This is a genomic window from Streptomyces sp. NBC_01381 (assembly GCF_026340305.1).
GTDB lineage: Bacteria > Actinomycetota > Actinomycetes > Streptomycetales > Streptomycetaceae > Streptomyces.
Window position 1 is genome coordinate 161,214 of sequence record NZ_JAPEPI010000003.1, and the last position, 21,447, is coordinate 182,660.

Sequence of the window (21,447 nt, forward strand, 5' to 3'; positions counted from 1 at the left end):
CGAGTAGCTGGTCCTCGTCACCAGCTACTCGGCGCCGGTCTCCTGGTACCTGCCCCGGGGAGTCCTGGTGAAGTTGAAGGTTCGCCGGACCGTCCGAAGAGTGTTTACAGCGCGAGGTGCTCGCGGAGCTTGCCGCGCTGGGCAGGTAGCTCGTCCCCTACGGACAGGTCGAGGGTGGGGAACTTCTCGGCGATCTCGGCGGGGTCAAGGATGGGGTCGCCGACGGGAATCTCCCATTTGTTGCCGTGGCGCTTCCAGGCGTCGAGGTCAGGTTTGATGGGACGGATGCGCTTCACGATGCCGTCGACGACGTAGACCATCGCTTTGGCGTGCGGGCGCTTGTGGTCGGCCAGGGGCCAGTACTTGCTGTCCGCGTCGAACTGTTCCTTGCTCAGGTCGCCCTGACCGGTCTCGTCGTAGGTGCGGCCGTCGGCGTCGGTCTTGGTCTTGCCGCTGCGGTAGACGACGTAGACGAAGTCTCCCTCGTCGGTCAGGGCGCGGTAGACGGTGGCGCGGCTGGTGTGGAAGGTGTCGGCGATCTGCTGCACGGTGTACTGCTCGCTGTCGTACATCTGGCGTGCCATGCGGACTTGGGTGGCGGTGAGGGTGGGGCGGCGGCCGCCGGTGCGGCCGCGGTCGCGGGCGGAGGCCAGGCCCTCGTGGGTGCCTTCGACGATCAGTTCGCGCTGGAACTCGTCGATGGCGCCAAGCATGTGGAAAGCGAGGCGGCCGGTGGGGGTGGAGGTGTCGATGCCCTGCTTGCTCGCCCAGCCGGAGAACACCATCACCTCGATCGCGAAGCTCCTCGGCGTCTCCCGCACCACGCTCTACAAATACGTGCCCGATCTCCAGGCCGGTGGCCGCTCCGCCCTGTTGGCCACGGACAACAGGGAGATCACCGCATGATGCCCGTGAGTCATCCCGTCACGGCAGAAGGGCGGGGTCGACCAGCGTGCGGCTGGCCGACCCCGCTTGGTGCAGGCGTTACTGGTGAGAGCGCCTCCACCAGCGACGTACCTTGTTCACGCACACGGTGGCGACCACGGCCATCAGGGCGGCGACGGCCGTCTTGGCCAGCCAGAGCGCCCCGTCGGTGACCAGCCACACGGCCGCGCCGGACACCTGGTCTCGCACGGGTTCGTGCGCGCTCAGATATCCGGCCCAGAACGCGGCGAGCACGACAAGTGCACCGATCGCGATCAACTGCGGTCTGTAGCGGCCTTCGGGTTCCGACATTGAGCGAGGCATAATGGCCTCACCGTCCTTCCTGCATCAGGTGGGATGGGGACCGCCGCCTCCCGGTCGATTGCTTCCTACGGCCCGGCCGGGGGCGACGGGGTCTATTGCGCGGGCTACTCCTCGTGCTCGTCGTCGGCGTGCTCGGCGAGGTACGCCCCGAAGAGCTCCTCCAGCCGCGTCAACCGCTCTTCCACCGACGCCCGCTTGGGCTTCGCATAGGGGTAGTCCAGCCATGCGCTCGCCGCCGCCAAGGGGCCGTCTTCCGAGTGCAGGTGCTTGAGCTCGTACATCAAGAGCTTGCCGTCGTGGCACGCCATGAAGTCCGGCTGCCCCAGCTCTTCAAGCCGGATGTGCCTCCACGCAGCCTTCCTGACGAGCGATTGGAAAGCCGAGTGGCGAAAGGTGAGAGTGTCCTGAGTATCTCTCCGGAGCCCGTGATCGACCGCGTCGCCGCCGTCATCGTCTCCGGGAGGTGCGAAGTCCTCTTCCTCGATCGTCATGGTGCGCTGCGAGGGGATGCTGTCGGCCTCGTCCTTGTCAGGGGAGGGCTTCGCGGCTGTTACCTCGGCACTCATCGCTCGCAGCAGAGTCAGGTATTTCTGACTCGACATGACGTCGTCTGCGTCTCCCCAGGCCTGTTCAAGTTCGGAGTAGGCCACGTCGAAGTCGCTCGCCTCGACATCGATTGACGGGTCGTCGTTGTCGTTCTGGATCCTGTACCTCTGGGACTCGTCCTGCCACTGCGTCACCTGTGCGCTGTAGCGCTTATGTGTCGCCGACTTCGTGGAGTTGCCGTCGGCCGCGCCGATGGTGTCCCAGGACGTACCGCGCATCCGTTCAGCCACCACGGCAAGTTTCAAGATCTCCTGCGCCTCGTCGACCAGGCGCCGCGCCTGTTCCACGAGTTGGCCGGGCGGTGTCGACTTGCGCGCGTCGTCGCAGCGCGCGGAACTGACCGGGAGCGCCACGCGGTTACGCATCGTCTTCGACATGCGACACAGCATTGCCGATTCAGCGACGGGTCGTCAACTTCCAGCAACATTCCGTCGTTTGGGGATGACCAAGGGCCGCGCCAGCGGGCGTTGCTCGCAGGCCTGGGGTCTCTTCATGACCGGGGTGTTCGCGGTGTGGACCGGCGATCTGGCGGTGGCGCCCGAGCGGTTCCAGGAGGCGCGGGAGGTGGCCCTGCGGTGTGGCCATGAGCGCGTGGTGATGTTCACCGCGCCGTACCTCGGGGCGATGCGGGCGCTGTGCGGTGAGGTGGAGGAAGGGCTGGCCGCGGTGCGCGGGGTGGCGGCAGATCGAGGCGGCCCGCGATGCGCTGGGCATGAGCGTCGTCCATTACGAGGGCGCCCTGCTGCTCGCCGTGTTCGGTGACATCGACGGCGCGCTGGAGTTCTGCTCGGCCGGTCTTGAGCACTTGGGGGGCGCCGGGGAGCGCCAGTTCTACGGGTCCACGCTGATGGTGCGGGGCGTCATCCTGTGGCTCGCCGGACGGCACGAGCAGCGCGCCGCGCCACTGCGCCGGGCCCTGGAGGCGGTCGGCGAGATCGGGGGCGTGCTCGTCGCCGCGCTGTGCTGCCTCGGCCTCGCCTGGCACGCGGCCCGGCAGGAGCGGCACGCGCGGGCGGCCTGGCTGCTGGGGTACGCCGAAAGCGCGCGGCGGCTGAGCGGTGATCCGGTCGCGATGCTGCCGTCCCTGCTCGAGGAGCAGGAGGCGGCACAGAAGGCGGTGCGGATCGCGCTGGGCGGCGAGGAGTTCGAGCGTTGGCACGGAGTCGGCGCGCGGATGTCGGGGACGGCGATCCTGGAGGCCGTGCGGGCCGACGCCGATGTGTCGCCGGCAGCGCGTCTGCCCGGTGCGCGCAACGGCGGCGGGGGCGGCGAACTCACCCCGCGCGAGCGGGAGGTCGCCGCACTCGTGGCGCAGGGCCTTTCGAACCGCGAGGTCGCCGAACGGCTCGTCATCTCCAAGCGGACGGCCGACACCCACGTCGAGCACATCCTCACCACGCTCGACGTCACCTCACGTACGGAGATCGCGGCGGCGCTGCAACGGTGACCACGCCCCCGCCGTACCGCGTACCTATGTCTCCCGCACGGCCGCGCGTGTCACCTACGCATACGTATCCTGCCCGCATGCCGATTCCGGGGACGGGGCGGCGAATCGGCCGGACACCATGTCTGCCGCCTGGCACGGGACGGGCTCTCATGGCTGTCGCGCCACGGACATGCCTGTGCCGCCACTCCGCCATTCCCCCTCGGCGGCGCGGGAGAGTGCAGCTGCCCTCGTCGGCGGGGCAGCCGCACCCCTGTCTACGGTGCGGCCGCAGAGCGGCGAGGGCGCGGCACGAGTTCGCCGCCGCAGTTGGGGCACGTGTTCTGCATGGCGTCGCTGCAGGGCACGCAGAACGTGCACTCGTACGAGCAGATCCGGGCGGACGCCTCCTGCGGCAGCGCCGCGTCGGCACATCGTTCGCAGCGGTCGCGCATCTCCAAAGCCATGGCTCTCCTGGCGGGTTCGGGGTTCCGTCGCCCGGTCAGCAGCGCCGGACGACGCCCATTCTCCGTGGAAGGATCTTGGCCTGAAAGCATCGACCGGGACAGCTTCCACCGGATCCGGGCCACCGCCGGGACACCTCTGCGCTCCCCTGGTGCGTGCGTACGTATGCCTCCCCGCCGTACGTATACGAGTACCCCCTCAGGACGGGCCGTCGCCCAGGGCTTCGGCGATGAGCAGGGCGACGTCGTCGCGGCTGTCGGCGTCGGGGAGTGTGGCAAGCAGCTGGTCGCAGGTGGCCTCCAGGGGCAGTCGAGGGCCCGAGAGGAGGTGCAGGATGGCGTTCATGCGTGTGTCGAGGGATTCGGTGCGGGTCTCCACCAGGCCGTCGGTGTACAGCACCAGGCGGGCGCGGGGCGGCAGATCGATGCGGGTGGTGGTGAAGTCCACGCCCTCGGCGGCGCCCAACGGGGCGCCGGTGGGCAGGTCGAGGAGGGCGGGCGGCCGGCCGGCGTGGTGGACCGCGGGCGGCAGGTGGCCGGCCAGGGCGATGCGGCACTGCTGGGCGCGGGGCTCGCAGAGGGCGTAGACGCAGGTGGCGATCGTCTCGTCGAGTTCGCGGGTGAGCAGGTCCAGGTGGTGCAGGATCTCGGCGGGGTCGAGGCCGAGGCGGGCCAAGGTGCGGGTGGCGGTGCGGAGTTGGCCCATGGTCGCGGCGGCGGTGAGGCCGGATCCCATGACGTCGCCCACGACCAGGGCCGTGGTGTCACCGGCGAGGGGAATGACGTCGAACCAGTCGCCGCCCGCGTGTCCTGCGGATCCGGCGGGCCGGTAGCGGCAGGCCACGCGCAGACCCGGCGGGTCGGGCGGGTTCTCGGGCAGCAGGTGGCGCTGCAGGGTGGTGACGGCCTGGAGCTGGGTGCGGTACAGGCGGGCGTTGTCGATGCAGACGGCCGCGCGGGCGGCGAGTTCCTCGGCGAGCACGATGTCGTCGGCGTTGAAGGGCAGCGGGTTGCGGGCGCGTTTGAGGTCGAGCGCGCCGAGGACTTCGCCGCGGGCGATGAGCGGCACGGCCAGGTAGGAGTGGACGCCGGCGCGGGCGAGCACGGCGGCAGCCTCGTCGTCGCGGGCGATGTGCCGCAGGTGGTCGGGGCGGACGTGGGCGACGTGGACGGTGCGTCCGGTGGTGACGCACCGGGTGACAAGGCGGTCGGATTCATAGCGGGTGATCTCGCCCGGCGGGTCGGCGGCGTCGGCGGCGCGGGTGGGGTAGGCGGCCTTGACGGCCAGGGCGCGGAAGACGGCGGGCTCGGTGGTTGCGGTGCGGTGCGGGGGTTGCTCGGCCAGGGCCGAGTCCAGGACGTCGACCGCGGCGATGTCCGCGAGATCGGGGACCACGGCGTCGGCGAGTTCGCGGGCGGTCTGGTCCAGGTCGAGCGTGGTGCCTATGCGCGCCGATGCCTGTGCGATCAGGGCCAGGCGCTTGCGGGCCTGGGTGCTGTGCAGATCCGCACGGTACTGCTCGGTGACGTCGATGACCGTCATGGTGACGCCGATGACCTGGCCCACGGAGTCCTCCAGGCGGAAGTACGACACCCGCCATGCCCGGCGCCCCTCCACACCCACGTGGGCACGCTCGGTGACGGAGCGGTCGAGCAGCGGGGTGCCGCTGTCCAGGACCTGACGCAGCGCGGTCTCGATGGCGCCGCGCTCCCCGAAAGGCAGTTCCTCGACGGCGCTGCGGCCCAGGCACCACTGGGCGGGCCGCCCGATGATCTGCTCGAGCGCCGGGTTGACCAGTACATAGCGCAGGTCGGTGTCCACCACCGCCACCCCGGTCGGTGACTGCGTCACCAGCTTCCCGGACAGCGCCAGGTGCCGCTCGACCCCGCGTACGACGGATTCCTCGGCGGCGATCCCCAGCGCGTACCCGTAGCCGTCCTGATCGAGCAGCCGCATGTTGCGGAACTCCACGAGGCGCGAGGTCCCGTCCCGGTGGTGGACGGGAAAGACCCCTGCCCAGCTCCCGCCGTCGGTCATGACCTTGGAGAACAGATCCAGGGCTACATCGGCGTGCTCCTCGGAGACCAGGAGCGTGGCCGCGTACTGGCCGAGCGCCTCCGCGGCGGTCCACCCGAACAGCGTCTCGGCCTGCGGGCTCCACAGGGTGATCCGCCCCTTGGCGTCAAGGACCACGGCGGCCACGCCCAGCATGTCGAGGAGGCCGCCCGGCGCGGACGGGGTGGGCGGGGTGAGCGGGTCGGGCCAGGGCCTGGCCTGGAAGGCGTCAGACGCGTTCATGGCAGGTTCTCCCTTCCCCGTGCCCGGCCGCGGACGGGCTCCGACGCCTTGACCCCACCCCGACGGGAGGAGCTTCGGGCAGATCGGACCGCTTCCATCGTCCCCCCGATCGGCCCCGCCGGCCCAGTCGGTGCGGCAGGTCACTCGCCTCGGCCCATGGTGGACTCATGCCCCGTCCCGCATGCGGGCACCCCGATGGCACTCGGTGTCACGCGGCGCGCGGCACGCGGCCGACGCGGTCATCGGGCCGGTACAGGCGCCACCAGGGTCCACTCGCCGACGTCGTCGGAGAACCCGCTGTTCATGGCGAACTGGACCTGTACGGGCTTGGCGGCGTCCGGCAGCTCGAAGGTGATGAAGCCACGGGCGGTGTCACCGGGCGAGATCGAGACGGACGCGGGGAAGGCGGGACCGGCGCTGGTCTTGGCGAACAGGGCAGCGGCGAAGTGCTGACCAGCTCAAGAACACCGGCGAGGCACCGTACAAGGACAGCCCGGTCAACGGAGCCGTCCTTGTCGACGCGGACGGTACTGGACGGCGACGAAGCGGTTGCCGGGATCGGGGGCGAAGATCTGGTTCGTGGTGCGGGCCGGGTCGACGACCTTCAGGACGGTGACGTCGAGCCGCTCACCACGGGTGTTCCCCTCCAGGGACAGCGTCGCGCCGATGCCGGGTTCCGGCGGGCCGGGAGCCGCCGCCGCTGGCTGGCGATCCGCGACGTGGGCGCCAGCCGCCGCGACTGCCGGAGCAGCAATCATCTGTACGCTCACACCACCGGCCGCGATGAAAGCGCACGCCCCCGGCAACGCTGCGGATACGCGCCGCATCGCTCCTCCTCGGGTCCGAAGCCCGCAGGAATCGGTTCCCCGAGTTCTCAAGTTTTTCTCCGTACGCGCCTTCTTCTCCGTACGCACCTTTCTCTCCGTACGCACCTTCTTCTGCGTACTCACCACGATCCTCCCTTCCTCCACGTCCGCCAACCGCCCGGCGAAGGGCACGCCCCTTCCCTCGTACGCACCGGCCGCTCGCCCCTGCGGCACGAGCCACACCCCGCCGTCCATCAGCCCCGCACACACCGGAATACACAGCCCCCGACGAGAAGTTGGGCCGACATGACAGAGACGCCTTTCGACCCGCACGCACTGCTCGCCCAAAGCAACCTCGGCGTGCTCGCGACGATCAAATCCGACGGCCGCCCGCAGCTCTCTCCGATCATGCCGTCGTACGACCGCGCCGCCGGCGTCATCCGCGTGTCGACGACGCAGCGCACCGCCAAGGTCGCCAATCTGCGCCGGGATCCCCGTGCCGCATTGGAGGTGACCAGTCCGGACGGCCGGGCCTGGGCCACCGCCGAAGGCACGGTCACGCTCATCGGACCGGGCACCGACCCCGATGGTCCCGAGGTCCAGGCGCTGGTGGACTACTACCGCAGCGCCGCCGGCGAGCACCCGGACTGGGACGAGTACCGCGCCGTCATGGTCTCCGACCGCAGAGTGCTCATCACGATGACCGTCGAAAACGTGTACGGCGCCAGCATCCGCTGACGACCGGCTGCCCCGCGGACACGCACGGAGCGGCCGGCGGTACCGGCCGCTCCGTCATCCGACTCCGCGTCGCCGTTACGACGTTCGGGTGGCTCGGCGGCATGGCTGCAACCGGACCGCTGCCCCACCGCCTCCTCACCGGCACACGCACTGCCCGCCCGACGTGAGGAAGCCACCATGACCGCACCCGTCACCGACGCCATCCTGCCGACCGTGAACTGGGACGCCGAGGCCGACTTCCTGCTGCCTCCGCCCGACCCGACGCAGCGCCTGGAAACGTCCCCGTATCCCCAGTCCGTGCTGACCGCCCGTGACCGGCACCGGCTGAACCTGCACGCCACGCTCACCGCGGCCGGGATCCCTCCGCACCCCGATGACACCAAGGCCATCGACGCGCTCAGCACCCTCGACGACACGGTTGCCCTCGCGGTCCGCCGCTGGCTGACCGCCGGCTCCTCGGCCCCGCTCACCTGAGCTGCGGGAACGGTCGTATGCCCGGCCCACGAACCGGTCGCCCTGTCAGGCGGAGGCGGCATCCGAGGCGGACTCCGACGCGGTGCGCCTGGCAGACGTGCCCCCAGTGACGTCCTCGACAGAGGCGACGTCGCCGCCGGCATTGTTGATCACCACGTCGAGGCGGCCGAAGGTCTTGACGGCCTCCTGAACCGCCCGCTGCACCTGGGCGTTGTCGGTGACCGCAAGGGCAACGGCGTCGTCGGCTGAAGCAAAACCTGGACACCGAGGAAGTGTCCGACGGGGTCGGCTGCGAGGACACGGAGAGTCTGCGAGTGCGGGAGGCTTGGTGGGAGTGAGTGGGGGTCGAGAGGCGGCGGTAACTCTCACCCTGAACCGGAGGTTGAGTGTTCACTCGATGAGCCCAGATCTCGATGAGCTCAGTTCTCCATGAGCCCACTTACTGACCGGTCCCGGCCGCCGCGATGAGTTTTCGCGGCCCCAGCAGTCTCATCACCGTCAACCAACACAGGAGGAAGCACGTGCCACAGTTGTTGAGGGTCCAGAACTTCAACGTCTCGAGCGACGGGTTCGGTGCCGGTGAGGGCCAGAGCCTCGAGAGGCCGTTCGGGCATGCCGATCCCGGGAACATGTTCTCCTGGGCCGGCGCCACGGCGAGCTGGCCCATGCGCACCGACCCCGGAGGCAGCCGCGGCCTCGACGACTACCTCACCCGGGACTTCGCTCGCAACATCGGTGCCGAGATCATGGGCCGCAACAAGTTCGGACCCCAGCGCGGGCCCTGGGAGAACTACGACTGGCGCGGCTGGTGGGGTGACGAACCGCCCTTCCACACCCCGGTGTTCGTCATGACCCACCACCCGCGCCCCTCCTTCACGCTCTCCGACACCACGTTCCACTTCGTCGACGACGACCCGGCCACGGTCCTCGAAAAGGCGCGGGAGGCGGCGCAGGGCAAGGACGTCCGGCTCGGCGGCGGGGCCACCACCATCCGGGAGTTCCTCGACGCCGACCTCGTCGACACCCTGCATGTGGCGGTCTCGCCGATGAAGCTCGGATCCGGGGCGCGGCTCTGGGAGTCCCCCGACGAGCTCCTCGACCGGTTCCACCTCGACGTCGTGCCGAGCCCGAGCGGTGCCGTGACGCACCACCTGTTCTGGCGAAAGTGACGTCTCACAGCGAAAGTGGGCCAGCACGAGGGTGCGCAGGGCGCTAGTCCAGCCATACTCCGTCGCGCATGATGACCCTGCCGCGCAGTTCCGACTCATCCCGCCACGCGCGCACGGTCTTCGGGACCACGTGCACGTACAGGAATGTGGCTTCCTCCGCGCGAGGGTCCCAGCCGAACTTGTCGACGAACGCGTCCGCCGCGTTCGTCGGCACGTTCCGGTCCAGGAAGCTCTCCGCCTCGCCCTGCAACAGCACCACGTCGACGGTGTCGGGGAGCGACAGACGGACGCGGGGCTCCTTGCGTACGTTGCGGGCGGTCGCGGAGGACTCACCGGTGCACATCCATATGCCTTGTCCGTCCCACAGGAACCACAGGGGTAGTTGGTGCGGGCCGTGCTCCGGGTGGGACGTCGCCAGCCAGATGTCCCGCTCCGCCTCGAGCCGTACCAGGGTGTCGCGCTTGCGCTCCGACACGTTGCGTCGTGTGGTTTCCGTGGTCTGCATGGATGGTGACCTTAGCCAGCAGCCGCGTCGCACGCATGGGGCGGGGGTCCTACTGCCGGCGACCGATCCGCTGCTCAGCCCATCGTCCCGGATGTGGGGCAACTCGGCTGCAGGGGGCGGCAGCTGCGGGCCGCTACTCGTTGTCCGGCTCGGGGTCCCAGTCGAGGAGCCGTACCTTCGCCACCGTGCGGACATGCCTGCGCATCGCCGCCGCCGCCTTCTTGGGCTGCCGGGCCTCGATCGCCTCGAGGATCGCCAGGTGCTGGGCGTGTGACCGCGGGGGGCGGCCGGGCTGGCGCAGCGATTCGTTGCGGCTCTCGGCGATCTGGTCGGTGATGGAGCGCATGAACTCGGCGAGGATGCTGCTGTGCGCCGCCGCGGTGACCGCCGCGTGGAAGAGGCGGTCGCCCTCCACGCCGTGCGCGCCGTCCTCGATCTCGGTGGCCATCCGGGCCAGGGCCGAGCGGATGGCCGCCAGGTCCTCGTCGGTGCGGCGCTCGGCGGCCAGTTCGGCGAGCTTGGTCTCCAGGGCCTCGCGCGCGTCCAGTACGTCGGGGAGCCTGCGGCGGCGTTCGACGAGTTGCTCGACGGGCTCGACGTCGAGGGTGTCGCGGACCAGGTAGGTGCCGCCGCCGTGCCGGGCCTCGACCAGGCCCTGGACTTCCAGTACGACGATGGCCTGCTTCACGGAGGCGCGGCTGACGCCGAGCCTGGCCGCCAGGTCGCGCTCGGGCGGGAGGCGGTCGCCCGCTCCCAGACCGCCGTCGGCGACGTAGTTGCGCAGGCTGTCGAGGACCTGCTCGTACAGGCGCGGCTTGGCCGCCACCGGGCGCAGCGCGTCGGTCATGCCCGTCCCCCTTGCCCGCTCTTGCGCGGTGTTGGTCCCCTGCGGCGGCAGCGTAACACCGGGGGCAGCCGGCTCACCGGGTCCTGTGGATAAGTGGCCGAGTGGATAAGTGGCTGATCCAATTCATGTCGCGTCTCTTGACGCTCTCCACGGGCAACACCCAATGTGGTTCAGCCACTTGGCCACTCGGCCGCTAGTCCACTTGACCGCTCAGCCACTTGACCGCCAGCCCGCTTGGCCACTCGGCCACTCGCCGCCCCAGCCACTCATCCATCGCCAGACCTCGACAGGGGACCCAAGGACGGGAGCCCGCATGTCCGCCGAATTGATATCGATCCTCGTGCTCGTCGTGGTGTTCGTGATCGCCACCACCCGCTCCATCAACATGGGCGCGCTCGCCTTCGCCGCCGCGTTCGGCGTCGGCGAACTCGTCGCGGACCTCGACGCCGACAAGATCTTCGCCGGCTTCCCCGGCGATCTCTTCGTCGTACTCGTCGGCGTGACATACCTGTTCGCGATCGCACGGTCCAACGGCACCACCAACTGGCTGGTGCACGCCTCGATCCGGCTCGTGCGCGGGCGGGTGGTGCTGATCCCGTGGGTGATGTTCGTGCTGACCGGTGCGCTCACCGCGATCGGCGCGGTCAGTCCCGCCGCCGTCGCCATCGTGGCGCCGATCGCCCTGAGCTTCGCCGCGCGGTACGCGATCAGCCCACTGCTGATGGGGGCGATGGTGGTGCACGGCGCGCAGGGCGGCGGTTTCTCCCCGATCAGCATCTACGGGACGATCGTCAACGGCATCGTCGAGCGCGAGAACCTCCCCGGCAGCGCGATCACCCTGTTTCTCGCCTCACTGGTCGTCAACATCGTGATCGCCGGTGTGGTGTTCGTGCTGTTCGGAGGGCTGAAGCTGGCCAAGACCGATGCGCTCGCCGGCGGCTCAGGAACAGCAGCGGAAGGCCCCGATGACGCCGACGAAACCCACGCCACCGACGCGGCAGCCGCCCGTCTCACCCCCGCCCGCATCGCCACCCTCGCCGCCCTCGTGGCCCTGGTCGTCGCCGTACTCGCCTTCGACCTGGATGCCGGGCTGACGTCCATCACCCTTGCCGTCCTCCTCGCCGCCTGCTGGCCCGAGGACAGCCGCAACGCCGTCAGCCAGATCGCCTGGTCGACGGTCCTGCTGATCTGCGGGGTGCTTACGTACGTCGGCGTCCTGGACCAGATGGGCACGATCGACTGGGCGGGCGAGGGCGTCAGCGATATCGGCGTCCCGCTGCTGTCCGCCGTACTCCTGTGCTACATCGGCGCGCTGGTCTCCGCGTTCGCCTCTTCCGTCGGCATCGTGGGGGCGCTGATTCCGCTGGCCGTGCCGTTCCTGGCACAGGGCGAGATCGGGGCGGTCGGCATGGTGGCGGCGCTCGCGGTGTCGGCGACGGTGGTGGACGTCAGCCCGTTCTCGACCAACGGCGCGCTGGTGCTCGCCGCGGCACCGGGCGTCGACCGGGAGCGTTTCTTCCGGCAGCTGATGGTGTACGGAGGAATCGTGGTGGCCGTGGTGCCCGCTGTGGTGTGGCTCGCCCTGGTGGTGCCCGACTGGGGATGACACGGCCGCGCCATCCGGACCGACGCACAGCTGACCAGCGGCTTATGACCAACGGCTGACCATCCGCTTATGACCAACGGCTTACGGTCGGCTGACGAACGACATAAGGAGTACGACGCGTGTCCCCTCTCTTCCCGGCCTTGACGGCGGCACTGGCAGAACCGGACGGCGCCGACGCGCACCGGCCCGCCCTGCGCTTCGGCGACCGTTCCCTGACGTATGGCGAGCTCGCGGCCACGGCGGCACCGCTCGCCGCGCGCGTCTCGGGCGCGGGGCGGGTCGCCGTGTGGGCCACCCCCACCCTGGAGACCGCCGTCGCCGTGGTCGCCGCCCTGCTGGCGGGCGTCCCCGCCGTGCCGCTCAACCCGAAGTCGGGTGAGAGCGAGCTGGGGCACATCGTGGGCGACAGCGCGCCGACACTGATCCTCGCGGCCGGAGGCGATCAACTGCCCCCTCCGCTGGACGCGTTGGAGCGCATCGACGTCGACGTGAACGCCACGGAAGCGGGGCGCCCCTCCCCCACCGGGCCCGCGGAACGCGGCGCCGAAGACCCCGCCCTGGTCGTCTACACCTCCGGCACCACAGGCCCGCCGAAAGGTGCCGTGATTCCGCGGCGGGCCGTCGCCGCCACGCTGGACGCCCTCGCGGACGCCTGGCAGTGGACCGGCGACGACGTACTCGTCCACGCCCTTCCGCTCTTCCATGTGCACGGCCTGATCCTGGGCATCCTCGGCCCGTTGCGCCGCGGTGGATCCGTACGGCATCTCGGCAGGTTCGAAACGGCAGGCGTGGCCCAGGAGTTGAGCGAGGGCGCGACGATGCTGTTCGGGGTGCCGACGATGTACCACCGGATCGCGGAGGCGCTGCCCGACGAGCCCGCGCTGGCCAAGGCGCTCGCGCGGGCGCGGCTGCTCGTGTCGGGGTCGGCGGCCCTGCCCGTGCACGACCACGAGCGGATCGCGGCGGCGACGGGGCGGCGCGTCATCGAGCGGTACGGGATGACCGAGACGCTGATGAACACGAGCGTGCGCGCGGACGGCGAGCCGCGTGCGGGCGCGGTCGGGGTGCCGCTGCCGGGTGTCGAGCTGCGTCTGACGGAGGAGGACGGGGTGACGGCCGTCGCCGCCCGGGACGGCGAGACCGTGGGCGAGATCCAGGTGCGCGGCCCCAACCTCTTCACCGAGTACCTCAACCGGCCCGACGCGACGGCGGCGGCTTTCACCGAGGGCGGCTGGTTCCGCACCGGCGACATGGCGGTGCGTGACCCCGACGGCTACGTACGCATCGTCGGCCGCAAGGCCACCGACCTCATCAAGAGCGGCGGCTACAAGATCGGGGCGGGCGAGATCGAGAACGCGCTCCTGGAACACGCCGGTGTGCGGGAGGCCGCGGTCACCGGTGAACCGGACGCCGACCTCGGCGAGCGGATCGTGGCGTGGGTCGTGCCCGCCGATCCCCAAGCCCCGCCGTCGGCCGAGGAGTTGGCCGACCATGTGGCACGCAGCCTGGCCCCTCACAAGCGGCCCCGGGTCGTGCACTATCTCGACGCCCTGCCCCGCAACGACATGGGCAAGATCATGAAGCGGGCGCTGACCCATGACTGACGACCGACGACCGGCGATCGCGGACGGGCGCCCCGCGGCTGGCGGCGTCCGGCGGCGCACGGCGCGCGAGGCCATCGGCCTCGTCACGGACGACTTCACCGAACTGCCCGCCCCGGCAGGCGAGTACAGGACGGACGGCCCCCTGTCCTGGCAGGGCTACGACGCCTCGCGCGCGCGTGCGGCCGAGCGCACCGGCGAGGAGGAGTCGGTCGTCTGCGGCACGGCGACCGTCGGCGGGATCACCGCCGTGCTGATCTCCTTCGAATTCGGCTTCCTGGGCGGGTCGTTGGGCGAGCGAACGGGTGATCGCCTGGAGGCGGCGTACACGTACGCGCGTGAGGCCCGCGTCCCGCTCGTCTCGCTCGTCGCGACGGGCGGCAGCCGCGTCCAGGAGGGCATGCGCGCGCTGGTCCAACTCCAGCGCGTGGCAGGGCAGTCCGCGCGCACCAGACAGGCCGGACTGCCCCAGGTCGCCGTCCTCCTCGACCCGACCACGGGAGGCGGCTGGGCCACCCTGGGGGCGGGCGCCGACGTGATCCTGGCGCTGCCGGGCGCCGAGGTGGGTTTCGCCGGTTCACGCGTACGGCCGCCCGACGCGGACCCGGCCGCCTACACGGCGGAGGCCCAGCTGGCGGCGGGCGCGATCGACGCGGTGGTTCCGTCGCAGGAACTGGCACGGGTACTCGGACATTGGCTGCACCTGCTGAGCCACCCGTCGACCGAGCCCGCCCCGCCTCCCCCCGCCCTGGGCGTCACCGAGCTCCCGGCCACCGGCTGGGACGCCGTACGCAACGCCAGATCCCCCCAACGGCTGCGAGCCGAGGCCTACTTGGACGCCTACTTCACACACCGCGCGGCGATCAGCGGCGACCGGTGCGGCGGCACCGACGAGGGCATGCTGTGCGGATTCGGCGAGCGCCCGGACGCCACCGGCCGCACGCACACGGTCGCCTACGCGGCCCAGACCGGCACACCCACCCGCCCCGCCGGCTACCGCACCGCCGCACGGCTGATCCGCCTCGCGGACCGGCTGCGCATCCCCGTACTGACGCTGGTGGACACCCCGGGAGCCGCCAACGACGCGGCGGCAGAAGGCCACGGCGCGGGCGCGGCGATCGCGGAACTGTTCGGCGCAGTGGCCGCCGCCGACACCCCGATCACCACCTTGCTGATCGGCGAGGGCGGCTCGGGCGGCGCACTGGCACTCGCCGCTCCCACCAACACCTGGGCAACACCTGACAGCTACTTCTCGGTCATCGCCCCGGAAGCAGCGGCGGCCATCCTCAAACGACCACAGGACGAGGTGCGCGCCACGGCAGACCAACTGCGCATCCGCCCACAGGACTTGGTGGACCTCGGCGTCGTACGCGGCATCGTGGACACGAAGGACCCGTCCTGACGGGCTGACCCGCGATTGATCTCGGCGGCGCGGTCGGAGACCAGGGCGGCGATGGCGAGGTGAGCCTCGCCATAGGTCTCGCGGCGGCCGCCAAGATCAATCGCAGGTTCGGCCCATTAGTGTCGGGGGCATGACGACATCCCTTGCCAGCAGTGCATTCGACTCGCTCCGCCTCGACGCCGTGCCCGACCAGGAGACGCTGCGCCGGGCCTACGAACTCCCCAGCGCCGCGGCCGTGCGCAAGCAGATGACCGAACTCACCGAGCAGACCCGGCGGTTGATCGGATGCTCGTCGCTGGTCCTGGTCGCCAGCGCGGACGCCGAGGGCAACTGTGATGTTTCCCCGCGCGGCGGCCCCGCCGGGTTCGTCGCTGTCCTGGACGCACGAACGGTGGCGATACCGGACGCGACCGGCAACAAGCGTCTGGACTCCCTGCAGAACGTCATCGCCACCGGACGGGCCGGGCTGCTGTTCGTCATCCCGGGGCGCACCACGACGCTCAGGGTGAACGGCCGGGCCTGCGTCTCCACCCGCCCGGAGCTGCTTTCGCAGCTGACTGCCGTGGGCAAGCCGCCGGCCAGTGCGCTGGTGGTGGGGATCGAGGAGGTCTACCCGCACTGCCCCAAGTCGCTCCTGCGCAGCGGGGCCTGGAAGCCGGAGCAGTGGCTGCCGTCGGACGCCCAGCCGGCCTCGGCCGAGGTGACGCTGGCCCAGCTGCGGATGCCGGAACTGACGATCGCCGACATCGAGCAGGCGGAGGCGGACTCGCTGAAGTACCGGTACGAGTAACGGGCCGACCAGCGACTGCTGAACCACCAGCCCGCCGAGCCCCAGATCAGCACGCCCGGGATCAATCGCGGGGCATCCCGTAAACCGTCAACGGAGGAACCACCCCACGCCGGAGACCGCCCGCCGAAAATCCCCTGGGCGGTCTCCGGCAAGGGCGGGTACCGCCCTGCTCCGTCGCATCGACCCCCGAATCGGCCTGGCCCCAGACGACTTCGCCCTCCTGAGGGAGTGGGGAAAATCAGTGGCGGGCCCGGGGCGTCACCCACGAGCATGCACCCCATGAGCGACCAACCCGCACGCTGGAGCCAGGCCACCGTCTACCCCGACATGTGGGCCGACCCGGACAACGACCCCCGCGACGGCGAAGGAGTCAGTCCGGACGGCGAGCTTGCGACGCTGGAGGACTTTCTCAAGAACTACCGCATCACCCTGCGGATGAAGTGCGAAGGGCTGGACGCGGAGCAGATGGCCCGTCGGTCGGTTCCGCCGTCGACCATGTCGTTGCTCGGCCTCATCCGGCACCTCGTCGAGGTGGAGCGGGACTGGCGCAACTGGATCACCGACGGTGATCCGGTGCCGAAGCTGTACGGCAAGCGTGACGCGGACTTCGACGGGGCCGTCGCCGAGCAGGCCGAGGTCGACGCCGCGTACGCCGCGCTGGAGCGCGAGCAGGCCGCGACCGATGCCGCGCTGGCCGCCCACCCGGATCTGGGCGAGCGGGTGGGCAAGGACGGGATCGCGATTCGGGAGCTGTTGGTGCACCGGATCGAGGAGTACGCGCGTCATTGCGGGCACGCCGACCTGTTGCGCGAGTGCGTCGACGGCAGGGTGGGCCAGTAGCGATTCGGCTCCGGTGGCTGCCCGATGCGGGCGCTCGGGCAGCCTTATTGATACGGAAGTACGAGGTGGGAGGGGTCGTCCTCGGGGCGTATCTCCCTTGGGCCCCGGGCGTACTCGTTGCAGAATTCCACCGATTCCTCGAAGTTGATCGCCATCAGCGGATCGGCTCCGGGCATCGGGATCGCGGGTTCGATGACGTAGTGGTGGCGCGTGACCTCGTCCCGCCGCTCGACCGGCTCCGTCGTGGCGAAGGACAACGGTCCGGGGCCGTCACTGATGGTTCCCTGCACGCTCCATCTCGTATGCAGCTCGACGACGCCCGGCCGTGGGCACCGCCACGTCAGGCGCGTGACGCAGAGCGCGTCGGCGTTGAACCACGCGCTCCATCCCCGACCGTCGCCGAGAAGGCCCAGCTCAGAGGCCTCCATGACGCCGTACGAGAAGGGCAGGCTGCTCCAGTGGCCCAGCAGCGGGCTTTCCAGGTCCATGCCTAGATCTTCGCGCAGCCGGAGCACCTCAGGTACCTGATTGGTACCTTGGTGGTATGCCATCGCTGAACGTGTCCTTCACGGACAAGGAGTTCGAGGGAGTCCGCGCGGCCGCGGCGGCCGCGGGCAAGAGTCTCAAGCAGTACGTGCACGACCTCGGTGTCCGTGAAGCGGAGCGCAAGCAGTTCATCGTCGGCGCCTCCGAATGGGCCGAGAAGCTGCGGTCCGAGTTCGACGAGGACCGCCCCCAGGAAATTCCGCCCTCCGAACGCCATGAGGGGTCCACGGCCGCCTGATGGTTCTGTACATAGACGTCGCCTGGCTCTTGGATGTCCAGGAGTTCGCCGTCGCACCCGAGGACATGACCGTGTCGGACTACTCCACGCTGGTCGCCGCCGTGGCCCGGCACAAGACGAAACTGCCGACCCTGGAATCCGCCGACCCGGACGCCGCGTGGCGCGCCGCCGCGCTGCTGCACACCATCGTGCGCCTGGAGCCGCTGCCCTATCGCAACAGTCTGTACGCGGCGTTCGTCGCCGCCCAGTACATGGACCAGTCCGGCGAGGGCATCGACCCGCCCTACGGAGCACTCTCCGACCTCGTACGCACCATCCGCGAGAGCCGCCTCAGCGTCTACGCCGTCGCCGACCGGATCAGGTCCTGGAAGGTCTGACCGTGATGGGGCGCAGGCGGTCCCCCGTCCGGGCGCGGCCCGTCGGCGTCAGCGGCGGGCATCAGCGGCGGGCGTTGAGCCGGGCGGCCTGGCGGGTCAGGTGGTCGCGCTCGGCGAGGTTGGGTGCCTTGTGGGCCGCCTCCGCGTACAGCCGTGCCGCCGTCGCCAGGTCGCCGTCGCGTTCGTGGAGGTACGCCGCCACCGCGGTGTGGCGGGGCAGCATGTCGTCCAGCTTCGCGAGCGCCGTCAGACCGGCGCGCGGCCCGTCGGCCTCGCCGACGGCCACGGCGCGGTTGAGCAGGACGACCGGGCTGTCGGTCAGGCCCGCGAGCTCGTCGTACCACTCGACGATCTGCACCCAGTCGGTCTCCTCGGCGGTGGGTGCGTCGGCGTGGAGGGCGGCGATGGCGGCCTGGGCCTGGAATTCGCCCAGGCGGTCACGGGCGAGGGCCGCCTGCAGGATCTGGACGCCCTCGGCGATCGACTCGGTGTCCCAGCGGCCGCGGTCCTGCTCGGCGAGCGGCACCAGGCTGCCGTCGGGCGCGGTACGGGCGGCGCGCCGGGCGTGGTGGAGCAGCATGAGGGCGAGCAGCCCCGCCACCTCAGGGTGGTCGATCGCGGCCGCGAGCTGCCGGGTGAGCCGGATGGCCTCGGCGGCGAGGTCGACGTCGCCGGAGTAGCCCTCGTTGAAGACCAGGTAGAGGACGCGCAGCACGGTGGCGACGTCGCCGGGCTGCTCGAAGCGCACGCCGGAGACGGTGCGCTTGGCCCGGCTGATCCGCTGCGCCATGGTCGCCTCGGGCACCAGGTAGGCCTGGGCGATCTGGCGGGTGGTGAGCCCGCCGACGGCACGCAGCGTGAGCGCGACCGCCGACGACGGCGTCAGTGACGGGTGAGCGCACAGGAAGTAGAGCTGGAGCGTGTCGTCGACCGCGGGCGCGGGCCCGGGCGCCGGCTCCTCCTCGACGCGATCCTCGCGTCGGCGGCGGGCAGTGTCCGCGCGGGTCGCGTCGAGGAACTTGCGCCAGGCCACGGTGACCAGCCAGCCCTTGGGGTCGCGCGGCTGGTCGGACGGCCAGCCGCGGACCGCCTCGACCAGCGCCTCCTGCACGGCGTCCTCGGCCGCCGCGAAGTCGGCTCCGCGGCGGACGAGGACGGCGAGCACGCTCGGCGTGAGGCTCCTGAGCAGGGCCTCGTTCAGCTGAGTCACTTGAGAGGTCACTCCGTGATGGTGGGCTGCTCGCCGTAGAACGGGCGCAGCTCCAGCCACTCGTGGATCGGCTTGCCGCCCGCCCCGGGGGCGGCCGACAGCTCCCCGGCCAGCTCGACGGCGCGCTCGTAGCTGTCGACGTCGATCACCATCCAGCCGGCGATGACGTCCTTGGTCTCGGCGAACGGCCCGTCGGTGACCGGAGGGCGTCCCTCGCCGTCGTACCGGACGAACGTCCCCTCGGGGGCCAGCGCCTGGCTGTCGACGAACTCACCGGTCTTCTCGAGCCGGTCCGCGAAGTCCTGCATGTACTGGACGTGGGCCGAGATCTCCCCCGGCGTCCACTGGTCCATGGGCACGTCGTTGACCGCGGCCGGGGCGCCTCGGTAGTGCTTGAGCAGCAGGTACTTGGCCATGACGCTTCTCCTTGGTGCTGATGCGACCCATTGTGGTCGCGTTCATAGCAGGGACGGAGCCAGTCACCGGATCTCGACATTGCCGTCCGAAGAATTTTTGGCACTCGCCGAAGGAGCAGACCCGGGCTGGTTCTCGAAGCTGATCGGTTCGCCGGCGTCCGGCGGCGGGGAGGCGCCGTACGCCTGCCGATAGGCGCTCGGCGTCACTCCCACCTCTCGTCGGAAGATGCTCCGGAAATTCGCAGCCGTGCCGAAGCCCGTCTCCGCGGCGATCCGCTCGACGGACCAGTCGGAGGCTTCGAGGAGCCGACGCGCGCCGAGGATCCTCTGCAGGACGACCCACCGCATGGGAGGCGTCCCCGTCTCGCGTACGAATCGCCGGATGAAGGTCCTGCGGGAAAGCAGGCTGTGGTCCGCCATCCGCTGCACGGTGATCGGTGCACCGATGTTCTGGATCACCCATTCCCGAGTCGTACGCAGGTCGGCGCGGGGCGGGGTGAGCACATCGGCGTACTGCGGTTCATTCGCACCGCGCGCAGGGGAAGAGACGACGTCCTTGGCCACCTCGCCTGCCGCCGCGATCCCGAAATCGCTCTGGACGACATGGAGACATGCGTCAATTCCCGCGCTCGCGCCCGCGGACGTAAGGATGTCCCCGTCCTCGACGAGCAGCCGGTTCTCGACCACTTCGGCTTCCGGGCACAGCGCCCGAAGCTGATCGACATGGCGCCAATGCGTCGTCACCGCCTTCCCCGCCAGCATGCCGCCGGCCGCGAGCGCGAATACGCCCGTACAGACGGCGACGATGCGGGCACCTCGTTCGTGAGCAATCCGCAATGCCTTGAGATAGTCCTCCGGGATGGGGAGATGCGGATCTTCGTAGCCTGGAACGACGACGATATCGGCGCATTTCATGTCGGTGAGCGAGTGAGTCGGTCTGATGCCCGCGGCCATCTCGACGTGTGACGAGCTGCCGCTCGAATCGCCGACCGTGTCGAGTTCATGGTCTCCGCACACGAAGACCCGATAGCCCGGATGCTGACCAAACACATGCGCCGGGATGCTGACGTCCAGCACAAACAGCCGCGGCACGGCAAGAATCGCGACGACCTTCTTGCCGTCTTCGGATTCAGATTCGGACTCGGATTCAGATTCGGATTCGGACTCGGACTCGGACTCGGACCGCAGTGTCCTGTCCTGGCCGGATCGCAATGACGCCCCCCTTGGCTGCGCTCTTCCCTTCAGCGTACGCACGCGGTCATCGGAGCTGCTGCCCGGCCGCGCCGGCACGATGCTTTCCGTAAGTGGCACAGCCGACTCTGGCCCGCCCCGACCTGGCCCCATAGCGTCGTGGCATCCCTGACGGAACTCACTTTTGATGAACGGATCGCCATGAGCAGCGCACATCAGGTCGAAAGCTTCGGAGTCCCTTGGGAAGACAATTACGGGTACGTTCAAGCCGTCAGGCGCGGCGACACCATCTATCTCTCCGGTCAGGTGGCCCACGACGGAACGGAACTCGTGGCCCCCGCTCCGGTCGACGACGGCGGACTGGTCACTGATTTCGCCAACATGGGCGAGCAACTGCGCCAGTGCTATGCCAACGCGGCGGAGCTGCTGCGGCGTTTCGGTGCCTCGCTGGATGACGTCGTCGAAGAAGTCATTTACGTGGTCGACGCCGACGCAGGAGACGCCGCGGCGGGGCCGGTTCGCAAGGCGGCCTACGGTCGGCCGGACCCTCAGGTGGCGAGCACGATGATCGGCACCCCACGGCTGGCCTTCCCCGAGCTGCTGGTCGAGGTCAGGTTCGTCGCCCGCGTCTGAAGCGGCCTTGGCTAACCT

The 21,447-nt window shown here is 70.1% G+C and carries 26 protein-coding genes; 13 read left to right on the forward strand and 13 right to left on the reverse strand.

All coding sequences use genetic code 11. The annotated features are described in order from the left end of the window. Nucleotides 1-104 precede the first annotated feature (104 nt). Nucleotides 105-713 carry a helix-turn-helix domain-containing protein gene (locus tag OG453_RS38890; protein WP_323178732.1) on the reverse strand — a complete coding sequence of 203 codons (609 nt, stop codon included), beginning with the start codon at nt 711-713 and terminating at the stop codon, nt 105-107. A 37-nt stretch (nt 714-750) separates the two neighbouring features. Here OG453_RS38890 and OG453_RS38895 point away from each other — a divergent pair, with 37 nt between their 5' ends. Then, on the forward strand, nt 751-906 hold the full coding sequence (locus OG453_RS38895) for a helix-turn-helix domain-containing protein (protein WP_323178734.1): 156 nt from the start codon (nt 751-753) through the stop codon (nt 904-906). A gap of 78 nt (nt 907-984) precedes the next feature. Here the strand turns inward: OG453_RS38895 and OG453_RS38900 are convergent, their stop codons facing one another. Continuing rightward, a complete protein-coding gene (locus tag OG453_RS38900; RefSeq protein WP_266873440.1) occupies nt 985-1,236 on the reverse strand; it encodes a hypothetical protein in 252 nt (83 codons plus the stop codon). Between the two features lie 116 nt (nt 1,237-1,352). Beyond that, nucleotides 1,353-2,231: a hypothetical protein gene (locus OG453_RS38905; RefSeq protein WP_266873441.1), complete on the reverse strand. Its 879-nt coding sequence runs from the start codon at nt 2,229-2,231 to the stop codon at nt 1,353-1,355. A gap of 263 nt (nt 2,232-2,494) precedes the next feature. Here OG453_RS38905 and OG453_RS38910 point away from each other — a divergent pair, with 263 nt between their 5' ends. After that, the gene (locus OG453_RS38910) at nt 2,495-3,301 is read left to right on the forward strand and encodes a helix-turn-helix transcriptional regulator (RefSeq protein WP_266873442.1); all 807 of its coding nucleotides are present in this window, start codon (nt 2,495-2,497) and stop codon (nt 3,299-3,301) included. 254 nt (nt 3,302-3,555) lie between these two features. Here OG453_RS38910 and OG453_RS38915 read toward each other — a convergent pair whose 3' ends face one another. From OG453_RS38915 to OG453_RS38925, 3 genes are all read right to left on the reverse strand, one after another. After that, nucleotides 3,556-3,744 (reverse strand): DUF1272 domain-containing protein, encoded by a 189-nt coding sequence (locus OG453_RS38915; RefSeq protein ID WP_266873443.1) that lies wholly within the window; start codon nt 3,742-3,744, stop codon nt 3,556-3,558. A gap of 196 nt (nt 3,745-3,940) precedes the next feature. Then, nucleotides 3,941-6,040, reverse strand: a complete 2,100-nt coding sequence (locus OG453_RS38920) for a SpoIIE family protein phosphatase (RefSeq protein ID WP_266873444.1) — start codon at nt 6,038-6,040, stop codon at nt 3,941-3,943. 497 nt (nt 6,041-6,537) lie between these two features. Then, entirely contained in the window at nt 6,538-6,867 is a 330-nt protein-coding gene (locus tag OG453_RS38925; protein ID WP_266873445.1) for a hypothetical protein, read from the reverse strand. Nucleotides 6,868-7,152: 285 nt separating this feature from the next. Here OG453_RS38925 and OG453_RS38930 point away from each other — a divergent pair, with 285 nt between their 5' ends. Next, on the forward strand, nt 7,153-7,584 hold the full coding sequence (locus OG453_RS38930; RefSeq protein WP_266873446.1) for a PPOX class F420-dependent oxidoreductase: 432 nt from the start codon (nt 7,153-7,155) through the stop codon (nt 7,582-7,584). 177 nt (nt 7,585-7,761) lie between these two features. Next, entirely contained in the window at nt 7,762-8,058 is a 297-nt protein-coding gene (locus OG453_RS38935) for a hypothetical protein (RefSeq protein ID WP_266873447.1), read from the forward strand. Between the two features lie 45 nt (nt 8,059-8,103). Here the strand turns inward: OG453_RS38935 and OG453_RS38940 are convergent, their stop codons facing one another. Next, a complete protein-coding gene (locus tag OG453_RS38940; RefSeq protein WP_266873868.1) occupies nt 8,104-8,262 on the reverse strand; it encodes a hypothetical protein in 159 nt (52 codons plus the stop codon). Between the two features lie 317 nt (nt 8,263-8,579). Here OG453_RS38940 and OG453_RS38945 point away from each other — a divergent pair, with 317 nt between their 5' ends. Beyond that, nucleotides 8,580-9,227 carry a dihydrofolate reductase family protein gene (locus OG453_RS38945; RefSeq protein WP_266873448.1) on the forward strand — a complete coding sequence of 216 codons (648 nt, stop codon included), beginning with the start codon at nt 8,580-8,582 and terminating at the stop codon, nt 9,225-9,227. 43 nt (nt 9,228-9,270) lie between these two features. Here OG453_RS38945 and OG453_RS38950 read toward each other — a convergent pair whose 3' ends face one another. After that, nucleotides 9,271-9,732: a pyridoxamine 5'-phosphate oxidase family protein gene (locus tag OG453_RS38950; protein ID WP_266873449.1), complete on the reverse strand. Its 462-nt coding sequence runs from the start codon at nt 9,730-9,732 to the stop codon at nt 9,271-9,273. 133 nt (nt 9,733-9,865) lie between these two features. Continuing rightward, nucleotides 9,866-10,579, reverse strand: coding sequence for a FadR/GntR family transcriptional regulator (locus OG453_RS38955; RefSeq protein ID WP_266873450.1), 714 nt, complete (start codon nt 10,577-10,579; stop codon nt 9,866-9,868). A gap of 313 nt (nt 10,580-10,892) precedes the next feature. On the opposite strand from OG453_RS38955, the gene OG453_RS38960 reads away from it, so the two are divergent. The 5 genes from OG453_RS38960 (at nt 10,893) to OG453_RS38980 (ending at nt 16,818) form a co-directional block, all read left to right on the forward strand. Further along, nucleotides 10,893-12,185 (forward strand): SLC13 family permease, encoded by a 1,293-nt coding sequence (locus OG453_RS38960; protein WP_266873451.1) that lies wholly within the window; start codon nt 10,893-10,895, stop codon nt 12,183-12,185. A gap of 119 nt (nt 12,186-12,304) precedes the next feature. Then, a complete protein-coding gene (locus OG453_RS38965) occupies nt 12,305-13,789 on the forward strand; it encodes an acyl-CoA synthetase (RefSeq protein WP_266873452.1) in 1,485 nt (494 codons plus the stop codon). Continuing rightward, a complete protein-coding gene (locus OG453_RS38970) occupies nt 13,782-15,188 on the forward strand; it encodes a carboxyl transferase domain-containing protein (RefSeq protein ID WP_266873453.1) in 1,407 nt (468 codons plus the stop codon). The genes OG453_RS38965 and OG453_RS38970 overlap by 8 nt, the downstream gene beginning before the upstream one ends. Before the next feature lie 130 nt (nt 15,189-15,318). Beyond that, complete coding sequence (locus OG453_RS38975; RefSeq protein ID WP_266873454.1) at nt 15,319-15,978, forward strand: MSMEG_1061 family FMN-dependent PPOX-type flavoprotein; 660 nt, start codon at nt 15,319-15,321, stop codon at nt 15,976-15,978. Nucleotides 15,979-16,248: 270 nt separating this feature from the next. Further along, nucleotides 16,249-16,818: a DUF664 domain-containing protein gene (locus OG453_RS38980; protein ID WP_266873455.1), complete on the forward strand. Its 570-nt coding sequence runs from the start codon at nt 16,249-16,251 to the stop codon at nt 16,816-16,818. A gap of 44 nt (nt 16,819-16,862) precedes the next feature. On the opposite strand, the gene OG453_RS38985 is transcribed toward OG453_RS38980, so the two are convergent. After that, nucleotides 16,863-17,306, reverse strand: coding sequence for a hypothetical protein (locus tag OG453_RS38985; RefSeq protein ID WP_266873456.1), 444 nt, complete (start codon nt 17,304-17,306; stop codon nt 16,863-16,865). 56 nt (nt 17,307-17,362) lie between these two features. Here OG453_RS38985 and OG453_RS38990 point away from each other — a divergent pair, with 56 nt between their 5' ends. Beyond that, on the forward strand, nt 17,363-17,602 hold the full coding sequence (locus tag OG453_RS38990) for a hypothetical protein (protein WP_135331575.1): 240 nt from the start codon (nt 17,363-17,365) through the stop codon (nt 17,600-17,602). Next, nucleotides 17,602-17,979 carry a toxin Doc gene (locus tag OG453_RS38995; RefSeq protein ID WP_266873457.1) on the forward strand — a complete coding sequence of 126 codons (378 nt, stop codon included), beginning with the start codon at nt 17,602-17,604 and terminating at the stop codon, nt 17,977-17,979. The genes OG453_RS38990 and OG453_RS38995 overlap by 1 nt, the downstream gene beginning before the upstream one ends. A gap of 61 nt (nt 17,980-18,040) precedes the next feature. On the opposite strand, the gene OG453_RS39000 is transcribed toward OG453_RS38995, so the two are convergent. From OG453_RS39000 to OG453_RS39010, 3 genes are all read right to left on the reverse strand, one after another. Next, complete coding sequence (locus OG453_RS39000) at nt 18,041-19,180, reverse strand: RNA polymerase sigma factor (protein ID WP_266873869.1); 1,140 nt, start codon at nt 19,178-19,180, stop codon at nt 18,041-18,043. A 17-nt stretch (nt 19,181-19,197) separates the two neighbouring features. After that, a complete protein-coding gene (locus tag OG453_RS39005; RefSeq protein WP_266873458.1) occupies nt 19,198-19,605 on the reverse strand; it encodes a YciI family protein in 408 nt (135 codons plus the stop codon). A gap of 63 nt (nt 19,606-19,668) precedes the next feature. Further along, nucleotides 19,669-20,859, reverse strand: coding sequence for a GlxA family transcriptional regulator (locus OG453_RS39010; RefSeq protein ID WP_266873459.1), 1,191 nt, complete (start codon nt 20,857-20,859; stop codon nt 19,669-19,671). 96 nt (nt 20,860-20,955) lie between these two features. Between OG453_RS39010 and OG453_RS39015 the strand changes: the two genes are divergently transcribed. Next, a complete protein-coding gene (locus OG453_RS39015; protein WP_266873460.1) occupies nt 20,956-21,429 on the forward strand; it encodes a Rid family hydrolase in 474 nt (157 codons plus the stop codon). The last annotated feature ends 18 nt before the right edge of the window (nt 21,430-21,447 follow it).